At 71.5% G+C, this 15,587-nt stretch carries 15 protein-coding genes; 8 read left to right on the top strand and 7 right to left on the bottom strand.

What is annotated here, in order from left to right:
• Positions 1 to 49: 49 nt before the first annotated feature.
• From ACQP0P_RS41870 to ACQP0P_RS41880, 3 genes are all read right to left on the bottom strand, one after another.
• Positions 50 to 2,464, bottom strand: coding sequence for a TcpE family conjugal transfer membrane protein (locus ACQP0P_RS41870; RefSeq protein ID WP_433366972.1), 2,415 nt, complete (start codon positions 2,462 to 2,464; stop codon positions 50 to 52).
• Positions 2,465 to 2,511: 47 nt separating this feature from the next.
• Positions 2,512 to 2,787: a hypothetical protein gene (locus ACQP0P_RS41875; RefSeq protein WP_433382370.1), complete on the bottom strand. Its 276-nt coding sequence runs from the start codon at positions 2,785 to 2,787 to the stop codon at positions 2,512 to 2,514.
• Positions 2,788 to 2,938: 151 nt separating this feature from the next.
• Positions 2,939 to 3,970, bottom strand: a complete 1,032-nt coding sequence (locus ACQP0P_RS41880) for a conjugal transfer protein (RefSeq protein ID WP_433366975.1) — start codon at positions 3,968 to 3,970, stop codon at positions 2,939 to 2,941.
• Between the two features lie 330 nt (positions 3,971 to 4,300).
• Here ACQP0P_RS41880 and ACQP0P_RS41885 point away from each other — a divergent pair, with 330 nt between their 5' ends.
• The gene (locus ACQP0P_RS41885) at positions 4,301 to 4,543 is read left to right on the top strand and encodes a hypothetical protein (RefSeq protein ID WP_433366978.1); all 243 of its coding nucleotides are present in this window, start codon (positions 4,301 to 4,303) and stop codon (positions 4,541 to 4,543) included.
• Between the two features lie 4 nt (positions 4,544 to 4,547).
• Here the strand turns inward: ACQP0P_RS41885 and ychF are convergent, their stop codons facing one another.
• Positions 4,548 to 5,636 (bottom strand): redox-regulated ATPase YchF, encoded by a 1,089-nt coding sequence (gene ychF / locus ACQP0P_RS41890; RefSeq protein WP_433366981.1) that lies wholly within the window; start codon positions 5,634 to 5,636, stop codon positions 4,548 to 4,550.
• A 246-nt stretch (positions 5,637 to 5,882) separates the two neighbouring features.
• Here ychF and ACQP0P_RS41895 point away from each other — a divergent pair, with 246 nt between their 5' ends.
• The gene (locus ACQP0P_RS41895; protein WP_433382373.1) at positions 5,883 to 7,187 is read left to right on the top strand and encodes a DNA recombination protein RmuC; all 1,305 of its coding nucleotides are present in this window, start codon (positions 5,883 to 5,885) and stop codon (positions 7,185 to 7,187) included.
• A 126-nt stretch (positions 7,188 to 7,313) separates the two neighbouring features.
• Positions 7,314 to 7,838 (top strand): DUF6542 domain-containing protein, encoded by a 525-nt coding sequence (locus tag ACQP0P_RS41900; protein WP_433366983.1) that lies wholly within the window; start codon positions 7,314 to 7,316, stop codon positions 7,836 to 7,838.
• Positions 7,839 to 7,940: 102 nt separating this feature from the next.
• On the opposite strand, the gene ACQP0P_RS41905 is transcribed toward ACQP0P_RS41900, so the two are convergent.
• Positions 7,941 to 8,909, bottom strand: coding sequence for a 4-hydroxy-3-methylbut-2-enyl diphosphate reductase (locus tag ACQP0P_RS41905; protein ID WP_433366986.1), 969 nt, complete (start codon positions 8,907 to 8,909; stop codon positions 7,941 to 7,943).
• Positions 8,910 to 9,021: 112 nt separating this feature from the next.
• Here ACQP0P_RS41905 and ACQP0P_RS41910 point away from each other — a divergent pair, with 112 nt between their 5' ends.
• Positions 9,022 to 10,275, top strand: coding sequence for a hypothetical protein (locus tag ACQP0P_RS41910; RefSeq protein ID WP_433366989.1), 1,254 nt, complete (start codon positions 9,022 to 9,024; stop codon positions 10,273 to 10,275).
• Positions 10,276 to 10,302: 27 nt separating this feature from the next.
• Positions 10,303 to 11,511, top strand: coding sequence for an exodeoxyribonuclease VII large subunit (xseA, locus tag ACQP0P_RS41915; RefSeq protein ID WP_433366992.1), 1,209 nt, complete (start codon positions 10,303 to 10,305; stop codon positions 11,509 to 11,511).
• On the opposite strand, the gene ACQP0P_RS41920 is transcribed toward xseA, so the two are convergent.
• On the bottom strand, positions 11,489 to 11,959 hold the full coding sequence (locus tag ACQP0P_RS41920) for a GNAT family N-acetyltransferase (protein ID WP_433366994.1): 471 nt from the start codon (positions 11,957 to 11,959) through the stop codon (positions 11,489 to 11,491). The genes xseA and ACQP0P_RS41920 overlap by 23 nt on opposite strands.
• Positions 11,960 to 12,108: 149 nt before the next feature.
• Between ACQP0P_RS41920 and ACQP0P_RS41925 the strand changes: the two genes are divergently transcribed.
• On the top strand, positions 12,109 to 12,339 hold the full coding sequence (locus ACQP0P_RS41925; RefSeq protein ID WP_030910800.1) for an exodeoxyribonuclease VII small subunit: 231 nt from the start codon (positions 12,109 to 12,111) through the stop codon (positions 12,337 to 12,339).
• Between the two features lie 109 nt (positions 12,340 to 12,448).
• Here the strand turns inward: ACQP0P_RS41925 and ACQP0P_RS41930 are convergent, their stop codons facing one another.
• Positions 12,449 to 13,867: a PLP-dependent aminotransferase family protein gene (locus tag ACQP0P_RS41930; protein WP_433366999.1), complete on the bottom strand. Its 1,419-nt coding sequence runs from the start codon at positions 13,865 to 13,867 to the stop codon at positions 12,449 to 12,451.
• Positions 13,868 to 13,949: 82 nt separating this feature from the next.
• Between ACQP0P_RS41930 and ACQP0P_RS41935 the strand changes: the two genes are divergently transcribed.
• Together ACQP0P_RS41935 and ACQP0P_RS41940 are read left to right on the top strand one after the other, a co-directional pair.
• Positions 13,950 to 14,522, top strand: a complete 573-nt coding sequence (locus ACQP0P_RS41935) for a TIGR03086 family metal-binding protein (RefSeq protein WP_433367002.1) — start codon at positions 13,950 to 13,952, stop codon at positions 14,520 to 14,522.
• Complete coding sequence (locus tag ACQP0P_RS41940) at positions 14,519 to 15,346, top strand: SGNH/GDSL hydrolase family protein (protein WP_433367005.1); 828 nt, start codon at positions 14,519 to 14,521, stop codon at positions 15,344 to 15,346. Before ACQP0P_RS41935 ends, ACQP0P_RS41940 begins: the two co-directional genes overlap by 4 nt.
• Positions 15,347 to 15,587 lie beyond the last annotated feature (241 nt).

The raw sequence follows: 15,587 nt of genomic DNA on the forward strand, positions 1-15,587 counted from the left end.
ACCCGCACCTCGTCACGCCCGTTCACCACGTCTTCTCGCGCCCGGGGGATCACTGAGCTAGTTCCTCCTCGCTGGGTCGACCCGCCTGCACCGTTCCGAAGCCCGCCACCACGACACCCGCCAGGGCCAGGTACGCCCGGCGGCCCGGCGCCCTCAGGTGGGACGGTTCCACCCGATCGGCCCTGCCGGGAGCCAGCGCGTCCTCCCAGGGAACCCTGACGATCGCCCGGCACCTGCCCCGCGCGACCGCCTCCGCCTGCTCCACGTCCTCCATGCTGCGGCGGCTCACCCCGTTGACGACCATGACCGCCCGGCGACGGAGGTCGGCGCAGCCGTGCCCGTCGAGCCACTCGTAGGTCATGGCCACCGCGTCGGGCCCGTCCTCACTGGCCGGGACGACGAGGACGAGCTGGTCCGCGTAGGGGAGCACCCGCGCGGCCAGGGCCGCCGCCGGGTCCATGACGATCATCTTGTAGTACCGGTCGAGCGTGTCCATCGTCTGGCCGAGCCGCCGGTCGGAGAAGAGCGTGCGGTCGGACAGGCGCTGCTCGGCACCGGCGTCGGTGTCCCCGGCGAGAACCTCCAGCCCCGAGGCACAACGGCTGGTGTAGGCGCGCATGCCCAGATACCCCTGGACGTTGTCGAGGCCGGCGAGCAGGGAGCTCAGGGTCTCGGGCGACTCGCCCTGGATCCGGCCGGACAGGGCGTGCGAGCCGGTGCCGGCGTCGACCGCGAGAATCCGGTCCTCCCGGTAGCGGGCGAGGGTGTGGCCGAGCATGAGCGCGGTCGTGGTCTGCCCGGCACCGCCGGTGCATCCCAGCACCACCACCCGGCGGCTGCCGCTGAACACCGCCCTGGCCCGTGCCTCGTCGATCTCCGAGCCGTCCGTACGGCCGCCGCCGCCAGGCCCGATCACCACCTGGGCCAGCCGCCGCCAGCCGCCCGAGGAGTCCCGGCCGACCACCGACTCCACCCGGCGGACCCTGGCCCCCGCCTCGCCGGTCGAGGAGGTGGGCACCGGCACCACCGGGGCCACCGGATCGGCCTTCGCCGCCCCCGAGGGGACCGCGCGGATCGACATGCCGGCACCTGCCTGGACGCCGGTGTCCCCCGGGATCCCGGGACCCGCCTGCGTCCCGGCGGGCCGCTCGGGCGGCCATGCCTTCGAGGTGTCGGCCGCCCGGCCGATCGGCGTGGGCCGCCCCCTGCGGTGCTGGCGCCGGGCGCTCCTGTCGTCCGGCGGGAGTTCGGCCGCCTCAGCGTCACGACGTCCTGCCGGCGCCGGTCCGACGAACCTGGGCACGAAGGACGGAACAGACGGGGCGGAGGGCTTCTCCACGGGGTCGGGCACGACGGCCGGCCTCTCGGCGGGCACCGTACGGCCCTTGGCGGGTGTCTCCGCCCGGGCCGGCTCCGGAGCCGAGGGCGAGGGCGGCGGCACGGCCGGGACCTCGGGACGCTCCCGGACGGGAGAGCGCGAGGCGGGCACGGAGATCTCCGGTGACGCCTCGGGCTCGGGAGAGGCGGGCTGCGCGGGCGGGGCGGCGGCGCGCTGGGCCTCGGCGGAGGCGGCGAGCCTGCGCAGCCTGCGCAGCGCCTCGGTGCTGATCGGAGCGGCCGGAGCCTCCGGCGTGTCGGGCGTGTCGGGCGTGCCGGGCGTGCCGGGCGTGCCGGGCGTGCCGGGCGTCGCCGGAGTGTCCTCGGCGTCCTCCCGTACGGGAGGACGGTCCTGCCGGGCCTTGGGCCGGCCGGCGGAGCCGTCGGCGATCGGCGTATCCGGCAGGGAGGTGACGGTCTCGGCGGGAGCCGGCTCCGGGGGCACGGCGGGCAGCGAGGCGCGGGGCACCGCGGACAGGACGGGGACGGCGACCGGGGTCGGCCGGGCGGCCTCGGTCTGGGCGAGGGCCGGGGCGGTGCCCTGCCGGAGTGCGCGGGTCTCGCCCCAGGCGATGCGCTCGCGGGCGACCGGGGCGGTGGCGGCGGCGACCGCCGCGGCGGCCACGGCCGGACGCACCTCGCGCGAGCGTGCGGCGGCGCGCTTGGACTGGGCGTGGCGGGCCTTGCGCGACGCCTTGACCCGGACCGAGGCGGGCTGCGGCGCGGCCCGCCAGATCCGGCCGTTCAGCGCGACCTCGGCGGGCTCGGAGATGGGGGCCATCCGGCACCAGGTGCGCGGCTCGCCCATGTAACGCATCTGCGACTGGAGCAGCTCGGTGAGCCGCTTGCTCTCGATCACCGGCCGGGTGGAGAGCCAGGTGACGACACCGGGCGGCACCAGGTAGATCACGTGCCAGGGGGCCGCGAAGGGCAGGCCGAGCAGGTAGAGCAGGAGCGACCACGGAGCCAGCACTCCCACGAACCCACCGATCCAGACGATCGGGAGCGGCGTCGGCAGCCGTAGGTCGTACAGCTTGTAGAGCCGCTTCTCAATCCTCCAGATATTGGTGTACGTGGGCAGATCCACGTGATCCTCCTCTCCGCCTCTCCTTGTTTGACCGTTTGGAGGCGGTCTCAACCCCCCGAGATGCCCAGTGCGCCCGCGATCGCCTTGGCAGTCACCTCGATGATGTTCGGCACGTAGAAGATCACTCCGATGGCGATCGCCAGGATGATGAACTGAACGAATCTGGTGATCTCACGGGTGAAGAGGAAGAAGAGGGCCACCACCGAGACGATGACGAGGAAGAGCGGTGCGAAGAAACTGCGGAGGAAGTCAGCGAGGCCTTCTGTGTTGACGCCTGCCGGAGGGGCGGTGGGCTGAGCGAACTCCAGGGCGCTCAGCAGCATGGTCTTGAGAATCACTTCTTGTCCTCCGTACTCACGATCGCGGCCCCCGGGCGGCGACGGGCCCGCGACGCACTCGCGCGCGAACCCGAACCGGCGGCTCATCGATCAGGGGGGGTCTGCTCACCGTGGACCGACACCATTCGATCATGCGTTACCTCGCCACAGATCGATACGCACCGCGAATGTCCTTGACGAACCACTTGTCGCCTTGCTTGACCACGGTGAGCAGATAGGCCTGCTCGAGCTTGCCTTCCATCTGGCCGGGATCCGCGGGTTCCGGGTCGGTGGACTGCCTCGCCTTTGACGGCACACCCCACAGGACCGTCGCGGTCACCTCGCGGCCGGCTCCCCCGCCAAGGGGCACGGCGAGCTCTTTGAGCTGCAGGAAGGTGAACGCGCCACCGAATCCCTCCAGGGTGATCCCGGCGTCGGCGTAGCGCTGCAGCGAGGCGGTGTCGCTCGCCGCGTAGGCCTTGAAGAAGTCTTCCAGCGGGGTGCGCAGCTCCTGCTCCGCGGCGCGGTCACGCTCGGGTGCGGCCTTGGGCGGCAGGTTGGCCGCCTTCGGCGCCGGCAGGATGCCCGGACGCCCCGCGACGACGAACCTCTTCGTGGACCGGTCGTGGTAGACGGGCACCGACAGGAGCTGGCGGCGGTTGTCCGACTGGTAGAGGACGGTGACGACCGCGTTGTCCGCGTCGACGACCTCGATCCCGTACGGTTCCACCGCGCCGGCGCTCATCCGGCCGAAACCGTCCCAGCCGAACTGCGGCTCCGTGCCCTCGGGCAGGTAGGGGGCGAGCCGCGACCCTCTCTCCTCAAGACGGGCCCCGTCGAAGTTCAGGTAGACCTCGGCGAACTGGGTCGCGAAGGCGGACCCCTGGGCGGCGGGGAACCCGTTGTCGGAGACGGGTGCCGCGCCCGAGGGGGCGTTCTGCTGGGTGAAGCGCTCGAAGGGCGCGCGGACCCCGTTCACCACGATGACGACTATCAGCGCCCAGAGCACGGCGCGGCCGGTCCACACCAGCCAGCGACCGCCTCCACCGGACCAGCGGCCACGCGACGCGCCCCGCCCGCGCGCCGGGGCGCGTCCGAGATCGGGGTCGTCGGGGAAGTCCGGGTATGCCGACAGCTCAGGGTCGCCAGCGATCCGGGGATCACGCTGGACCGTCGACCTTCGAGCCATCACGCCTCCGCTCGCGTCAATCCTCGGCCGCACGGTGTCGTATCGCCGCCGATCCCGTTGGCCATGGTGACGCACTTACTCTAGCCGCCCCGCCGATTCTTCCAGGAAAGCCACGCCTATGCTGCAGGCATCGTGATGACTGAGCAAACCCGGTCTGGAACCCCGGCGAGACCGGCGATGCCGCCGATGCCCAATGAAAAGCGCATTACCCCTGGCCAGCGCATGGGTCGATTACTCAAACGCCACGCATTGCTAACTGGACGGTCCCCGGACTGTCGCGACCTGCGCATTTAACACGAAATACGTCACCCAGTGTCACAACCCCACGGAATGGACCCGTTTCCCAGTCCGAACAACGATCGGGCCGCGAGGGCGCCCACCGGCACGGCGTCCGATGTGGCCGGGCCGCAGGCCGAGGAGGTCGTCGACCGGGCCTGGTGGGGCATCGGGACGATCACCGGCGGACGACCGCGCGAACGCGTCGCGGCCGCTCCCGGCCGAGCAGTCGGTACGAACCTGGTAGGACAGGAGAAGGCCCCCGCTCGATCGGGCGAGCGCGGGCCTTCTGGGTGATCGATCAGACGTTGAAGCGGAACTCCACCACGTCGCCGTCGCGCATGACGTAGTCCTTGCCCTCGATCCGGGCCTTGCCGGCCTGGCGGGCGGCGGCGATGGAGCCGGTCTCCACCAGCTCGTCGAAGGAGACGATCTCGGCCTTGATGAAGCCGCGCTGGAAGTCGGTGTGGATGACCCCGGCCGCCTCAGGGGCGGTGGCGCCCTTGGAGATCGTCCAGGCCCTGGTCTCCTTGGGGCCGGCGGTCAGGTAGGTCTGCAGGCCCAGGGTCTCGAAGCCCACCCTGGCCAGCTGGGCCAGGCCCGACTCCTCCTGGCCGACGGACTGCAGGAGCTCCAGCGCCTCGGAGTCGTCGAGCTCGACGAGCTCGGACTCGATCTTCGCGTCCAGGAAGACGGCCTCGGCCGGTGCGACGAGCGCCGAGAGCCGGGCCCTGAGTTCCTCGTCCACCAGCTCGTCCGCGTCGAGGTTGAAGACGTACAGGAAGGGCTTGGCGGTCAGCAGGTGCAGCTCGCGCAGGTCCTTCGGGTCGATCCCGGCCCCGGAGGCCCCGGCGTACAGGGTGGTGCCGCCGTCGAGGAGCTTGAAGGCCGCCTCCGCCGCGTCCAGCGCGGACTTGCGGTCCTTGTTGGTCCGAGACTCCTTCTGGAGGCGGGGAATCGCCTTCTCCAGGGTCTGCAGGTCGGCGAGGATCAGCTCGGTGTTGATCGTCTCGATGTCGCGCCCGGGGGCGACGCCGCCGTCCACATGGGTCACGTCGGGGTCGTTGAAGACCCGGATGACCTGGCAGATCGCATCGGTGTCGCGGATGTTGGCGAGGAACTGGTTGCCCCGCCCCTGCCCCTCCGAGGCGCCGCGGACCAGCCCGGCGATGTCCACGAACTCCACCTTCGCCGGCAGGATCTTCGCGGACCCGAAGATCTCGGCCAGCTTCTCAAGACGCGGGTCGGGAACGCCGACGATGCCCACGTTGGGCTCGATGGTGGCGAACGGGTAGTTCGCCGCCAGGGCGTTGGCGGTCTTCGTCAGCGCGTTGAAAAGCGTTGACTTGCCGACGTTGGGCAATCCGACGATGCCGATGCTCAGGCTCACGTGAGCCGAGTTTACGCGGAATCACCCACTGCTACCCGCCACGGGCAGGTCACAGGGTGGTGGACATCCCGTTCGGGCGCCCGCCGCCGATGGTTCGGCACCGACCGGAGCCGTCCAGGTGACTCTCCCCGGTTCGGCCAGGTTCGGACACGATTCCGCAGCTCCCCTTCCGGCCCCGGGCGCCTTCGGAAGGCGTGTCGGCGAGCCAGGAGTGACCGGGCCTGGAATCATGCCGGGGTGGACGTCATGGCGCTCTCCTTCCAGCTCGCGGTGGGCCTCGCCGCGGGGCTCGCGATCGGCTTCCTGCTGGGCCGGGCGCGCGCCTCCTCGGGAGCCGCCGACGTCATCGCGCGTCTGGCCGACGCCGAGGCCCGCGCGAAGATCGCCGAGGAGAAGGTCGTCTACATCGAGGAGCAGCTCTCCGAGCGGTTCCAGGCCCTGTCGAGCCGGGCGCTCGACGTCAACAACCTGCGGTTCCTGGAGCTGGCCGAGACGAGACTGGCCGCCAACCGGGCCGAGGCGGCCGGTGAGCTGGAGCAGCGCAAGCAGGCGGTCGAGCACCTGATCGAGCCGTTGAAGGACACCCTGGCCCGCGTCGAGACGCAGCTGCGCGACACGCAGACGGGCCAGCGGGCCGCCCACGCGGAGCTGGCCAAGCACATCGACGTCGTCCGCGAGAGCAACGAGCAGCTCCGTGCCCAGACGAGCTCCCTGGTGCGGGCCCTGCAACGCCCCGAGGCCCGGGGCCGGTGGGGAGAGCTCCAGCTCCGCAGGGTCGCCGAGATCGCCGGGATGCAGCGGTTCTGCGACTTCGACGAGCAGGTGAGCGTCACCACGCCGGACGGCGTGCTACGGCCCGACATGGTGGTACGGCTGGCCGGCGGCAAGAACATCGTGGTCGACTCCAAGGTCTCCCTCGCCGCCTACCTGGAGGCCGCCGAGTCGAACGACCCCGGCCACCGGTCGGCCCGGCTCGACTCCCACTCCCGTCACGTGCGCGAGCACGTGGACCGGCTGGCTTCCAAGACCTACTGGCAGGCGTTCAGCCCGGCACCGGAGTTCATGGTGCTGTTCATCCCCGGCGAGGCGTTCCTCGCCCCGGCGCTGGAGCGCGACCCCGCCCTGCTGGAGTACGCCATGCGGCGGCGGGTCCACATCGCCACCCCCACCACACTGATCACCATGCTCCGCACCGCGCAGTACGCCTGGCAGCAGGCCGCGCTCAGCGAGAACGCGCGGGCGATCTTCGAGGTCGGCAAGGAGCTGTACGAGCGGCTGAGCAGCATGGGGCGTAACGTCGACGCTCTGGGCCGCTCGCTGAACCGGGCCGTGGAGTCGTACAACAGGACCGTCGGCTCGCTGGAGACCCGGGTGCTGGTGAGCGCGCGCAAACTCAACGATCTGGGACTGGTCGAGACCGATCTGGACAGGCCGCAGGCGGTCGAGGACCTGCCACGCGCGCTGACCTCGCCGGAACTGCTCGCGGAAGAGGAGCCAAGCTCGCCTCTCGTATCCCGCCTGAACGGTAGGTTGGCCAACGACCTGCCCTGAAACTGTTCTCCCAAGGCGCCGACGGCCGGACACTGGAGGCGACGGGGTTGACGACGTGGGGCCGAGGTCATGGGGGCGAGTGATGGACGAGCGAGGCGGCGTACAGCCGGCCGGCGGGGTGATCGTATGAGTGAACTTGGCCGGGCCGCCGGCGGCATCCGGCTGACCGTCCGGGGCGCGCTGGCCCTCGTGCTGGCGTCCACGCTGGTGGGCAGCGTGCTGCAGGCGCTGTTCGGGGTGGCGGCGCTGACCGGGGCGGCGTTCGTGGCCGGCTGCGTGGCCGCGGCGGTGCTGGTGAACCGCAGGGACCTGCTGTCGCTGGTGGTCTCTCCACCCCTGGTCTTCTTCGTGACCACCGTGCTCATCGAGGCGGTCCGTTCCCTGTTCGCGTCCACGCCCATCCAGGCCTTCGGTCTGGGCATGTACACCGCGCTCTCGCAGGGCGCCCCGTGGCTGTTCGGCGGCTCGCTCCTGGTGCTGGTCGTCGCCTGGCGCCGCGGTCTGACCCGCTGCGTCCGTGAGCTGCGCGACGAGCTCAGGGTCGGCAAGGCCTCCGTTCCCGCGCCGAGGAGCGGCGACGCCGCCTTCGCCCCCGAGCCCGAGGGATACTTCGAGCCCAAGGTGTACGGCACACCGCGCGAGGGCTCGTAACCGCCGGGCACGAGAGCTCACGGCCGGCCATGGCCGGCCGTGACGGGTCGGGGACGGCGTCATGCCCGTAGCGGCGGCGGAACTCCTCGAACAGCGGGGCGGTCAGACCGTGGCGCGCAGGTCCTTGCGCAGCTCGTGCGGGAGCGCGAAGCGCACGCTCTCCTGGACGGACTCGACCTCTTCGAAGTCCTCGAAGCCATGCCTGACGAGTCGGGCCAGGACTTCGGTGACGAGTTCCTCCGGCACCGAGGCGCCGCTCGTCACGCCGACCGTGGTGACACCGTCGAGCCAGGCGTCCTCGATGAGCGAGGCGTCGTCGACGAGGTAGGAGGCGTCGGCCCCGTGGTCGAGGGCGACCTCGACCAGCCGCTTGGAGTTGGAGGAGTTCTCCGAGCCGACCACGATGACCAGCTCCGCCTGTGCCGCGATCTCCTTGACGGCGACCTGGCGGTTCTGGGTGGCGTAGCAGATGTCGTCGCTCGGAGGGTCGATCAGGTTCGGGAAGCGCTCCTTGAGCCGGGAGACCGTCTCGACCGTCTCGTCCACGGAGAGCGTGGTCTGCGACAGCCAGACCAGCCGCTCGGGGTCCTTGACCCGCACGGCGCCGACCGACTCCAGACCGTCGACGAGCTGGATGTGGTCGGGTGCCTCGCCCGCGGTGCCCTCGACCTCCTCGTGACCCTCGTGGCCGATGAGGAGGATGTCGTAGTCCTGGGAGGCGAAGCGCCTGGCCTCGTTGTGCACCTTGGTCACCAGCGGGCAGGTGGCGTCGATCGTCTTGAGGCTGCGCCGGGCGGCCTCCTGGTGGACCGCCGGAGAGACGCCGTGGGCGGAGAAGACCACGATGGCCCCCTCGGGCACCTGCTCGGTCTCCTCGACGAAGATCGCTCCGCGTGCCTCCAGCGTCTTGACCACGTGGGTGTTGTGGACGATCTGCTTACGGACGTAGATCGGGGCACCGTACTGCTCCAGCGCCTTCTCCACGGCCTGAACAGCGCGATCGACCCCAGCGCAGTAACCGCGGGGCTTCGCCACCAGTACGCGTCGGGTCGCGGAGGTCTTGGAAGTCATGCTCTTATGCTACGTGGAGACGCCCGCGAGACAGCCCATACGTCCCACAAGCTCATGCGGCACAGTCTTGCCACACTAGCCTTTCTCGATACAGACCTCCCAGGGAGACGATATGTCAGTCCCCGACATGATCCGTAATGTCACGCAGAAGGCAAAAGACCTGCCGCTGCACATGCTGCAGACCGCGCTGAGCGGGGTGGGTCAGGCCCTGCTCCTCGGCGACCGCGTACGGTCCAAGATCAAGGGTACCTCCGGCCAGGGAGAAGAGCCCGACGGGTCCCGCGAGACGCTCGACGGCCAGTCGGCGGAGACCGGTGAGAAGGCCGCGGAGCAGGTGGAGAAGCCCGCCCGCCGCGCGCCCGTCATCTTCGCGCCGCGCCCGGAGAAGGCCGCGGACAAGGCGACCACCGCCGAGAGCAACGGCGCCAGGACCACCCGCGAGCCGGTCATCTTCAGCCCCGCCAAGCCCAAGGCGGCGGAGCCCTCCGCCACCGAGGCCAGGACCGAGGCCGTCGAGGCCGTCGAGACCCCGGCCGCCACCGAGGCACCGGCCACCGCCCCGGAGACCAAGGCCGCCGAGCCCAAGCCCGCCGAGGCCCCCATCGTGGAGCCCTCCACCACGGAGGCCCAGGCCACCACCGAGGCAGAGGCCGCCAGGACCCCGGCCCCCGCCAAGACTCCGGCCGCCGTCGAACCGGAGGCCGCGGAGACCCCCGCCACCGAACCGGAGGCCGCCGAAACCCCCGCCACCGTCGAACCGGAGGCCGCCGAAACCCCCGCCACCGAGGCGAAGACCACCGAAACCCCCGCCACCGTCGAACCGGAGGCCGCCGAAACCCCCGCCACCGAGGCGAAGACCACCGAAACCCCGGCCACCGAGGCCCCCGCCGCGAAGAAGCCCAGGGCCACCCGGGCCAAGGCCAAGGCCGCCGAGTCCGTGGAGTCCGTGGAGTCCGAGGCCGCCGCCCCCAAGGCCGCCCCGAAGGCCGCCCCGAAGGCCAGGACGACCAGGGCACGCAAGACCACCAAGGCCGCCGCCCCGGCGACCCCGGTGGCGGAGGGCGGCGCCCCCGTCGAGACGCCCGCGGCGGTGCGGGCCGAGGTCGAGCGGGTCGAGACCGCGAAGCCCGAGAGCACCGACGCCGCGGCGGTCGAGGTGACCGAGACCAGGGTCGCGGCACCCGAGGCGGCCGAGCCGCTGCCCGGCTACGCGGGGCTGACCGTCGCGTCGCTGCGGGCGCGGATGCGCGGCAGGACGTCCGAGCAGATCCGGGAGTTGCTCGCCTACGAGCGCGCCACCGCAGGCCGCGAGGCCGTCGTACGGATGTACGAGAACCGCCTGGCCAAGCTGGAGGCCGCGGAATAGTCGCCTCCGGCGCGTAGGCTCCCGGCCATGAGCTCGAACACCACCCCTGAGCAGCCCCTCCCGGTTCGCACGGTGTTGCAGATGGTCGGCGGCTGGATCGGCAAGCTCGGCACCGTCTGGGTCGAGGGGCAGATCACCGAGCTGACCGCCCGAGGCGGCACGGTGTTCCTGACGTTGCGTGACCCGGTGGCCAACGTGTCGGCCCGGATCACCTGCCCGCGTGGTGTCTACGAGGCGACCGTCCCCCGGCCGGTCGACGGCGCGAGGATCGTGGCCCACCTGAAGCCCGATTTCTGGGTCAACAAGGGCTCGTTCGCGTTCACCGCGCTGGAGATGCGGCCGGTCGGGGTGGGCGAACTGCTGGCGCGGCTGGAGCGGTTGCGCCGGTTGCTCGCCTCCGAGGGGCTCTTCGGCGTCGACAGGAAACGGCGGCTGCCGTTCCTGCCGGGCACGGTCGGCCTGATCTGCGGCCGGGACTCGGCCGCCGAGCGCGACGTGCTGGAGAACTCGCGGCGCCGCTGGCCGGCGGTGCGGTTCAAGGTCGAGCCGGTGGCCGTGCAGGGGCCGTACGCGGTCGGCGAGGTCATCGAGGCGCTGCGCACGTTCGACGCCGACACCGAGGTCGACGTCATCGTGGTCGCGCGGGGCGGCGGGTCGATGGAGGACCTGCTGCCCTTCTCCGACGAGGCGCTCGTCCGGGCGGTCGCGGCCTGCCGCACGCCCGTGGTCAGCGCGATCGGCCACGAGCAGGACAACCCGCTGCTCGACCTGGTCGCCGACGTGCGCGCGTCCACCCCCACGGACGCGGCGAAGAAGGTGGTGCCGGACGTCGGCGAGCAGATGACGCTGATCCGTCAGCTCAGGGACCGGGGCCGCAGGGTGGTGGGCGGCTGGCTGGACCGCGAGACGGCCTGGCTGGCCGCGGCCCGCTCCCGCCCCTCCCTCGCCGACCCGGTGCGTGAGATCGAGCGCAGGGCCGAGCAGGCCGAGCAGCTCAGGGACCGGGCGCGACGTTCCCTCACCGGTTCCCTGGACCGCGCGGGCGATTCGCTGGAGCACCTGCGCGCCCGCCTGGTCTCGCTCTCCCCGGCCGCCACCCTGGAGCGCGGCTACGCGATCGTGCAGCGCCCCTCGGGCGATGTCGTACGGCTGGCGAGCGAGGTCTCCCCCGGCGACGAGCTGACCGTGCGCTTCCCCGACGACCGGGTGCGGGTCAGGAGTGATCCCGCCAGGTGAGCGAGGGGTAGCCGTCGTCGACGAACCCCAGCCGCCGGTAGAGCGACTCGGCGTCCGAGGTGGCGTGCAGGTCGACCCTGCGGATCCCACTGTCGCGGTACCACTCCAGGAGGGCCCCCATGATGGCCCGGCCGTGCCCCCTGCGCCGGTGGCGCGGGTCGGTGGTCATGCCCTGGATGTAGCCGTAGCGGCCGTCGGGACGGCTGGGGCCGGGAAAACGGTCGAAGATGAGGCCGATCCCGCAGGCCGCCAGCCCCTTTTCCGGGGAGTCCACCACGTAGACGGCGGTGTCGAGGCTGCCCAGCCGCTCTTCGAGGCTCTCCGCGTAGGCCTGCTGCCACTCCTCCTCGATGGGAAGGCTGCCGTCCCTCGCCATCCGGTCGGCCAGGATCTCACGGAGGCGCACCAGCTCGGGGATGTCCCCGGTGGTCGCGTCACGAACGTTCACCTGGGCATTCTTCCAGCCGTACTCCCCTGCGGAGCGACCGGGGAGGTGCTTTGCCGAGCACGCCGTCGCGGGGAGGCCTCGCGAGCCGGTGGCGAGTCCCGGTACGGCACGGCGTCACCGGGTGGGCATCACGATCTAAGGTGGGGTGCGTGGCCGATGAGAAGAGACCGTCGTACGAGCAGGCGCGCGAGGAGCTGACCGAGGTGGTCCGCAGCCTTGAGGCGGGCGGACTCACCCTGGAACAGTCGATCGAGCTCTGGGAGCGCGGCGAGAAGCTGGCCGCGGTCTGCGAGGAGTGGCTCCAGGGTGCCCGGGTGAAGCTCGCGGCCGCCATGGCCCAGCGGCGGCACTCCGACCCTGCCGGAGAGACGCCCTTCTAGCCCGCCCTCGGCGACCGGCTGACGCCGGCCGAGCGGTTCCGACGATCTTCTTCAACGGCGCCCAGCCGGCCGATGACCCCGGCGCGGCCGTTCGACGCCGACCGTATGTCTACCCGCGGGTATCGGCGCGAACTCGCGCCTCCTCGGTGTCCATGATCGAGAGGAGCCGGGTGAGCCCGTCGTCGATCTGGTCCAGCGGGATGGCGCCGTAGCCGATGACCAGGCCCGGACGGGTCGGGCGTACGGCGAAGTCGGACAGGGACATCAGGCCGATCCCGGCGTCGCGGGCGCGGTGGGCGATGCCGCGGTGGCCGGTCGGCAGGAAGCCGCTGGTGTGCAGCCCGGCGGCGGAGGTCACCAGGTCGAGCGGACCGGCCAGGCGCTGGACGACACGCCGATGACGGGCCTCGTACTCGGTTCGCATCCTGCGGACGTGCCGGGCCAGCAGTCCCTCGTCGATGAAGCCGGCCAGTGCCGCCTGGCCGGGGAGCGAGGTGTGCCAGTCGGTGACGTACTTGGCCGCGCTGAGGGCCGGCAGCAGTGCGGGCGGCGCGACGAGGAAGCCGAGCCGCAGCGTCGGCAGCATGACCTTGGAGAACGAGCCGACGTAGAGCACCCGGCCGGACCTGTCCAGATTCTGCAGCGGCTCGATGGGCCGCCCGCCGTACTTGAACTCGCTGTCGTAGTCGTCCTCGATCACGGCGGCCCCGCGCTCCTCTGCCCAGGCGAGCAGCGCCATCCGGCGAGCCAGCGACATCGGCATACCCAACGGGAACTGGTGGGAGGGCGTGACGTAGACCGCACGGGCGTCGGCGGGCAGCGCGTCCACCACCAGTCCCTCGCCATCGACGGGGACCGACGTGACCCGCAGGCCCATCGACTCGAACAGCCGCCTCGGCGGCGGGTAGCCGGGATCCTCGACGACCACCCGGTCACCGGGTTCGAGCAGCACCCGGCCGATCAGATCGAGCGCCTGCTGCGCGCCCGAGGTGACGACGATGGCGCCGGGATCGGCGAGCACGGCGCGGGAGACGCCCACGTGCCTGGCGATGGCCGCGCGCAGCCCGGCGTGGCCGAGCGGGTCGCCGTACATGCCACTGCCCACGGCCGAGCTCCGCAGCTCCCGGGAGACCAGCCGGCGCCACGCCTCGTAGGGGAACATCCGGACGTCGGGCAGGCCGGGACGGAAGTCGTAGCGGGGCCGCCAATCCAGGCCGCGCGGTATGGAGATCCCCTGCCAGACGGCGCGCGGCCGAAGCCGGCCGTGGCCCATCCGGGGACTCGGAGGCGGCAGGGCGTCGGCGCAGACGAAAGTGCCGGCGCCGATCCGGCCTTCGACGAAGCCCTCGGCGGCCAACCGGTCGTAAGCGGCGCTCACGGTGTTCCGCGAGACTACGAGCTCCCGGGCCAGTTCGCGGGTGGCGGGCAACGGCTCACCGTGCCGTAGCCGCCCGTCGAGCACGGCGGTGCGGATCTGCTGGTAGATCTGGCCGGCCAGGTCGGTGCGCCCTTCCAAGCTCACGTACACGAGGGCAAGTCTAGAGTGGCCCAATCAGTTTGGCTGTTTTTGGCACTGAGGCAGGGCCGCTCCCGCTCCTAGGGTGAGCCGCATGGACATTCTCGAACTCGACCGGCGGGCGAGCGACGCGTTGGGGAAGGTCGTCGCCGCTGTCACTCCTGAGGATCTCAGGCGGCCCACACCGTGCGCCGACTGGACCCTGCACGGGCTGATCCGCCACCAGGTCTGCGAAAATCTCGGCTTCGCCGCCGCCGCGAGCGGCACTCCCCCTGACCGTTCGGTGTGGGACAGCGGCGTGCTCGGTGCGGATCCCCACGAGGATTTCCAGCGGTCCGTCGACCTGGTGACAGAGGCGTTCGCCGCCGAGGGCATGCTCGAACGGCAGGTGGAGGTGCGCGAGTTCGGTGTCTTCCCCGGCGCGTTCGCCGTCTCCATGCACTTCATCGATGGCGTCGTGCACGGCTGGGACGCAGCCCGTGCTCTCGGCCGGCCCGGCGACCTGGCCCCGGATCTGGCGGAGGCCGCGCTGGAGATGGTGCTCCGAATGCCGCTGAGCCGTGGACCGGGGCAGGCGTTCGGCCACCTGGTCGAGGTCCCTGACAGCGCATCGGTCTATCAGCGGTTGGCCGCCCATCTTGGACGTGACCCGCAGTGGACCCCGTGACGAGCTTCGTCGCGCTCGGCGACAGTTTCACCGAAGGGGTCGGCGACCCGCTTCCCGACGGCACGTTCCGCGGGTGGGCGGATCTCGTGGCAGCGGATCTCAGCTCGCCGGGTTTCGGCTACGCGAACCTGGCCGTTCGGGGGCGCAGGTTCGACGATGTCGCCGCAGAGCAGGTAGAGGCGGCGGTCGCGATGAGCCCATCGCTCATCAGTGTCGCCGCGGGTGGCAACGACGCGCTGCGGCGCGGCTTCGACGTGGCCGCGATGCACGACCGCTTCGACCAGGTGGTCGGCCGTCTGCGCGCGTCGGGTGCGGATGTGGTGCTCTTCCGGTTTCCCGACATGAGCGTGCGACTCCCACTGCCCCGGGTGCTGCGGCCCCGCATCATCGCGATGAACGATCTGGTCACGGAGGTGGCCGAGCGGCGCGGGACCTACCTGGTCGACCTGTTCGGCGACCGGGCGTTCGACGGTCACGAGCTGTGGAGCGAGGATCGCCTGCACCTCAACCCGCTGGGCCACCGCCGGGTCGCCGACCATGTCCTGGCCACTCTCGGCCGCACCGCCGCCCCCCTCCCTGCCGACCTGCCCCGGAGCAGAACGGCGTTGCTCGCCGATCTCCGCTGGGCGGCGACACACCTCACCCCCTGGCTGCGCCGCCGCCTGACGGGCCGCTCCTCAGGCGACGGGATCCTTCCCAAACGCCCCGTCCTGACGGGCGGGTTCGAACACGTACGGGATCGTGCCGGTGAGCAGGGCGACCTTGTAACCGGTCTGGGCCTCGGCCCGGCCGGCCGCCTCGGCGAAGGGCTCCCCGGCGACTAGGACGGTCTCGACCTCTGGCCATCAGGTGCATGCAGGAAGGTGGTGAGTGCCGGCACGACCACCGCGAGCGCGGCCTGGGCCCGCGGTGGGCCGTAGCCGTCCGCGCCGGCCTGCCCGGTGGAAGCGGCCGGCGCCGCGGTGGCGAACCTCACGAAACCGGTCGTTCACGAGAGTTGTGGATTGCCGGCAGAGCGTTCACCGGGCTTGTCGTCGGTGTCGCTTCCCATCGGGAGAGTCTGGA

This window comes from Streptosporangium sp. CA-115845 (assembly GCF_050943795.1).
Classification (GTDB): domain Bacteria; phylum Actinomycetota; class Actinomycetes; order Streptosporangiales; family Streptosporangiaceae; genus Streptosporangium.

Coding starts and splice junctions, on each gene's coding strand:
- ACQP0P_RS41875 (WP_433382370.1), bottom strand. CDS start 2,787: ATGCTGCTGAGCGCCCTGGAGTTCGCTCAGCCCACCGCCCCTCCGGCA.
- ACQP0P_RS41880 (WP_433366975.1), bottom strand. CDS start 3,970: ATGGCTCGAAGGTCGACGGTCCAGCGTGATCCCCGGATCGCTGGCGAC.
- ACQP0P_RS41885 (WP_433366978.1), top strand. CDS start 4,301: ATGGACCCGTTTCCCAGTCCGAACAACGATCGGGCCGCGAGGGCGCCC.
- ACQP0P_RS41895 (WP_433382373.1), top strand. CDS start 5,883: ATGGCGCTCTCCTTCCAGCTCGCGGTGGGCCTCGCCGCGGGGCTCGCG.
- ACQP0P_RS41900 (WP_433366983.1), top strand. CDS start 7,314: ATGAGTGAACTTGGCCGGGCCGCCGGCGGCATCCGGCTGACCGTCCGG.
- ACQP0P_RS41905 (WP_433366986.1), bottom strand. CDS start 8,909: ATGACTTCCAAGACCTCCGCGACCCGACGCGTACTGGTGGCGAAGCCC.
- ACQP0P_RS41910 (WP_433366989.1), top strand. CDS start 9,022: ATGTCAGTCCCCGACATGATCCGTAATGTCACGCAGAAGGCAAAAGAC.
- xseA (WP_433366992.1), top strand. CDS start 10,303: ATGAGCTCGAACACCACCCCTGAGCAGCCCCTCCCGGTTCGCACGGTG.
- ACQP0P_RS41935 (WP_433367002.1), top strand. CDS start 13,950: ATGGACATTCTCGAACTCGACCGGCGGGCGAGCGACGCGTTGGGGAAG.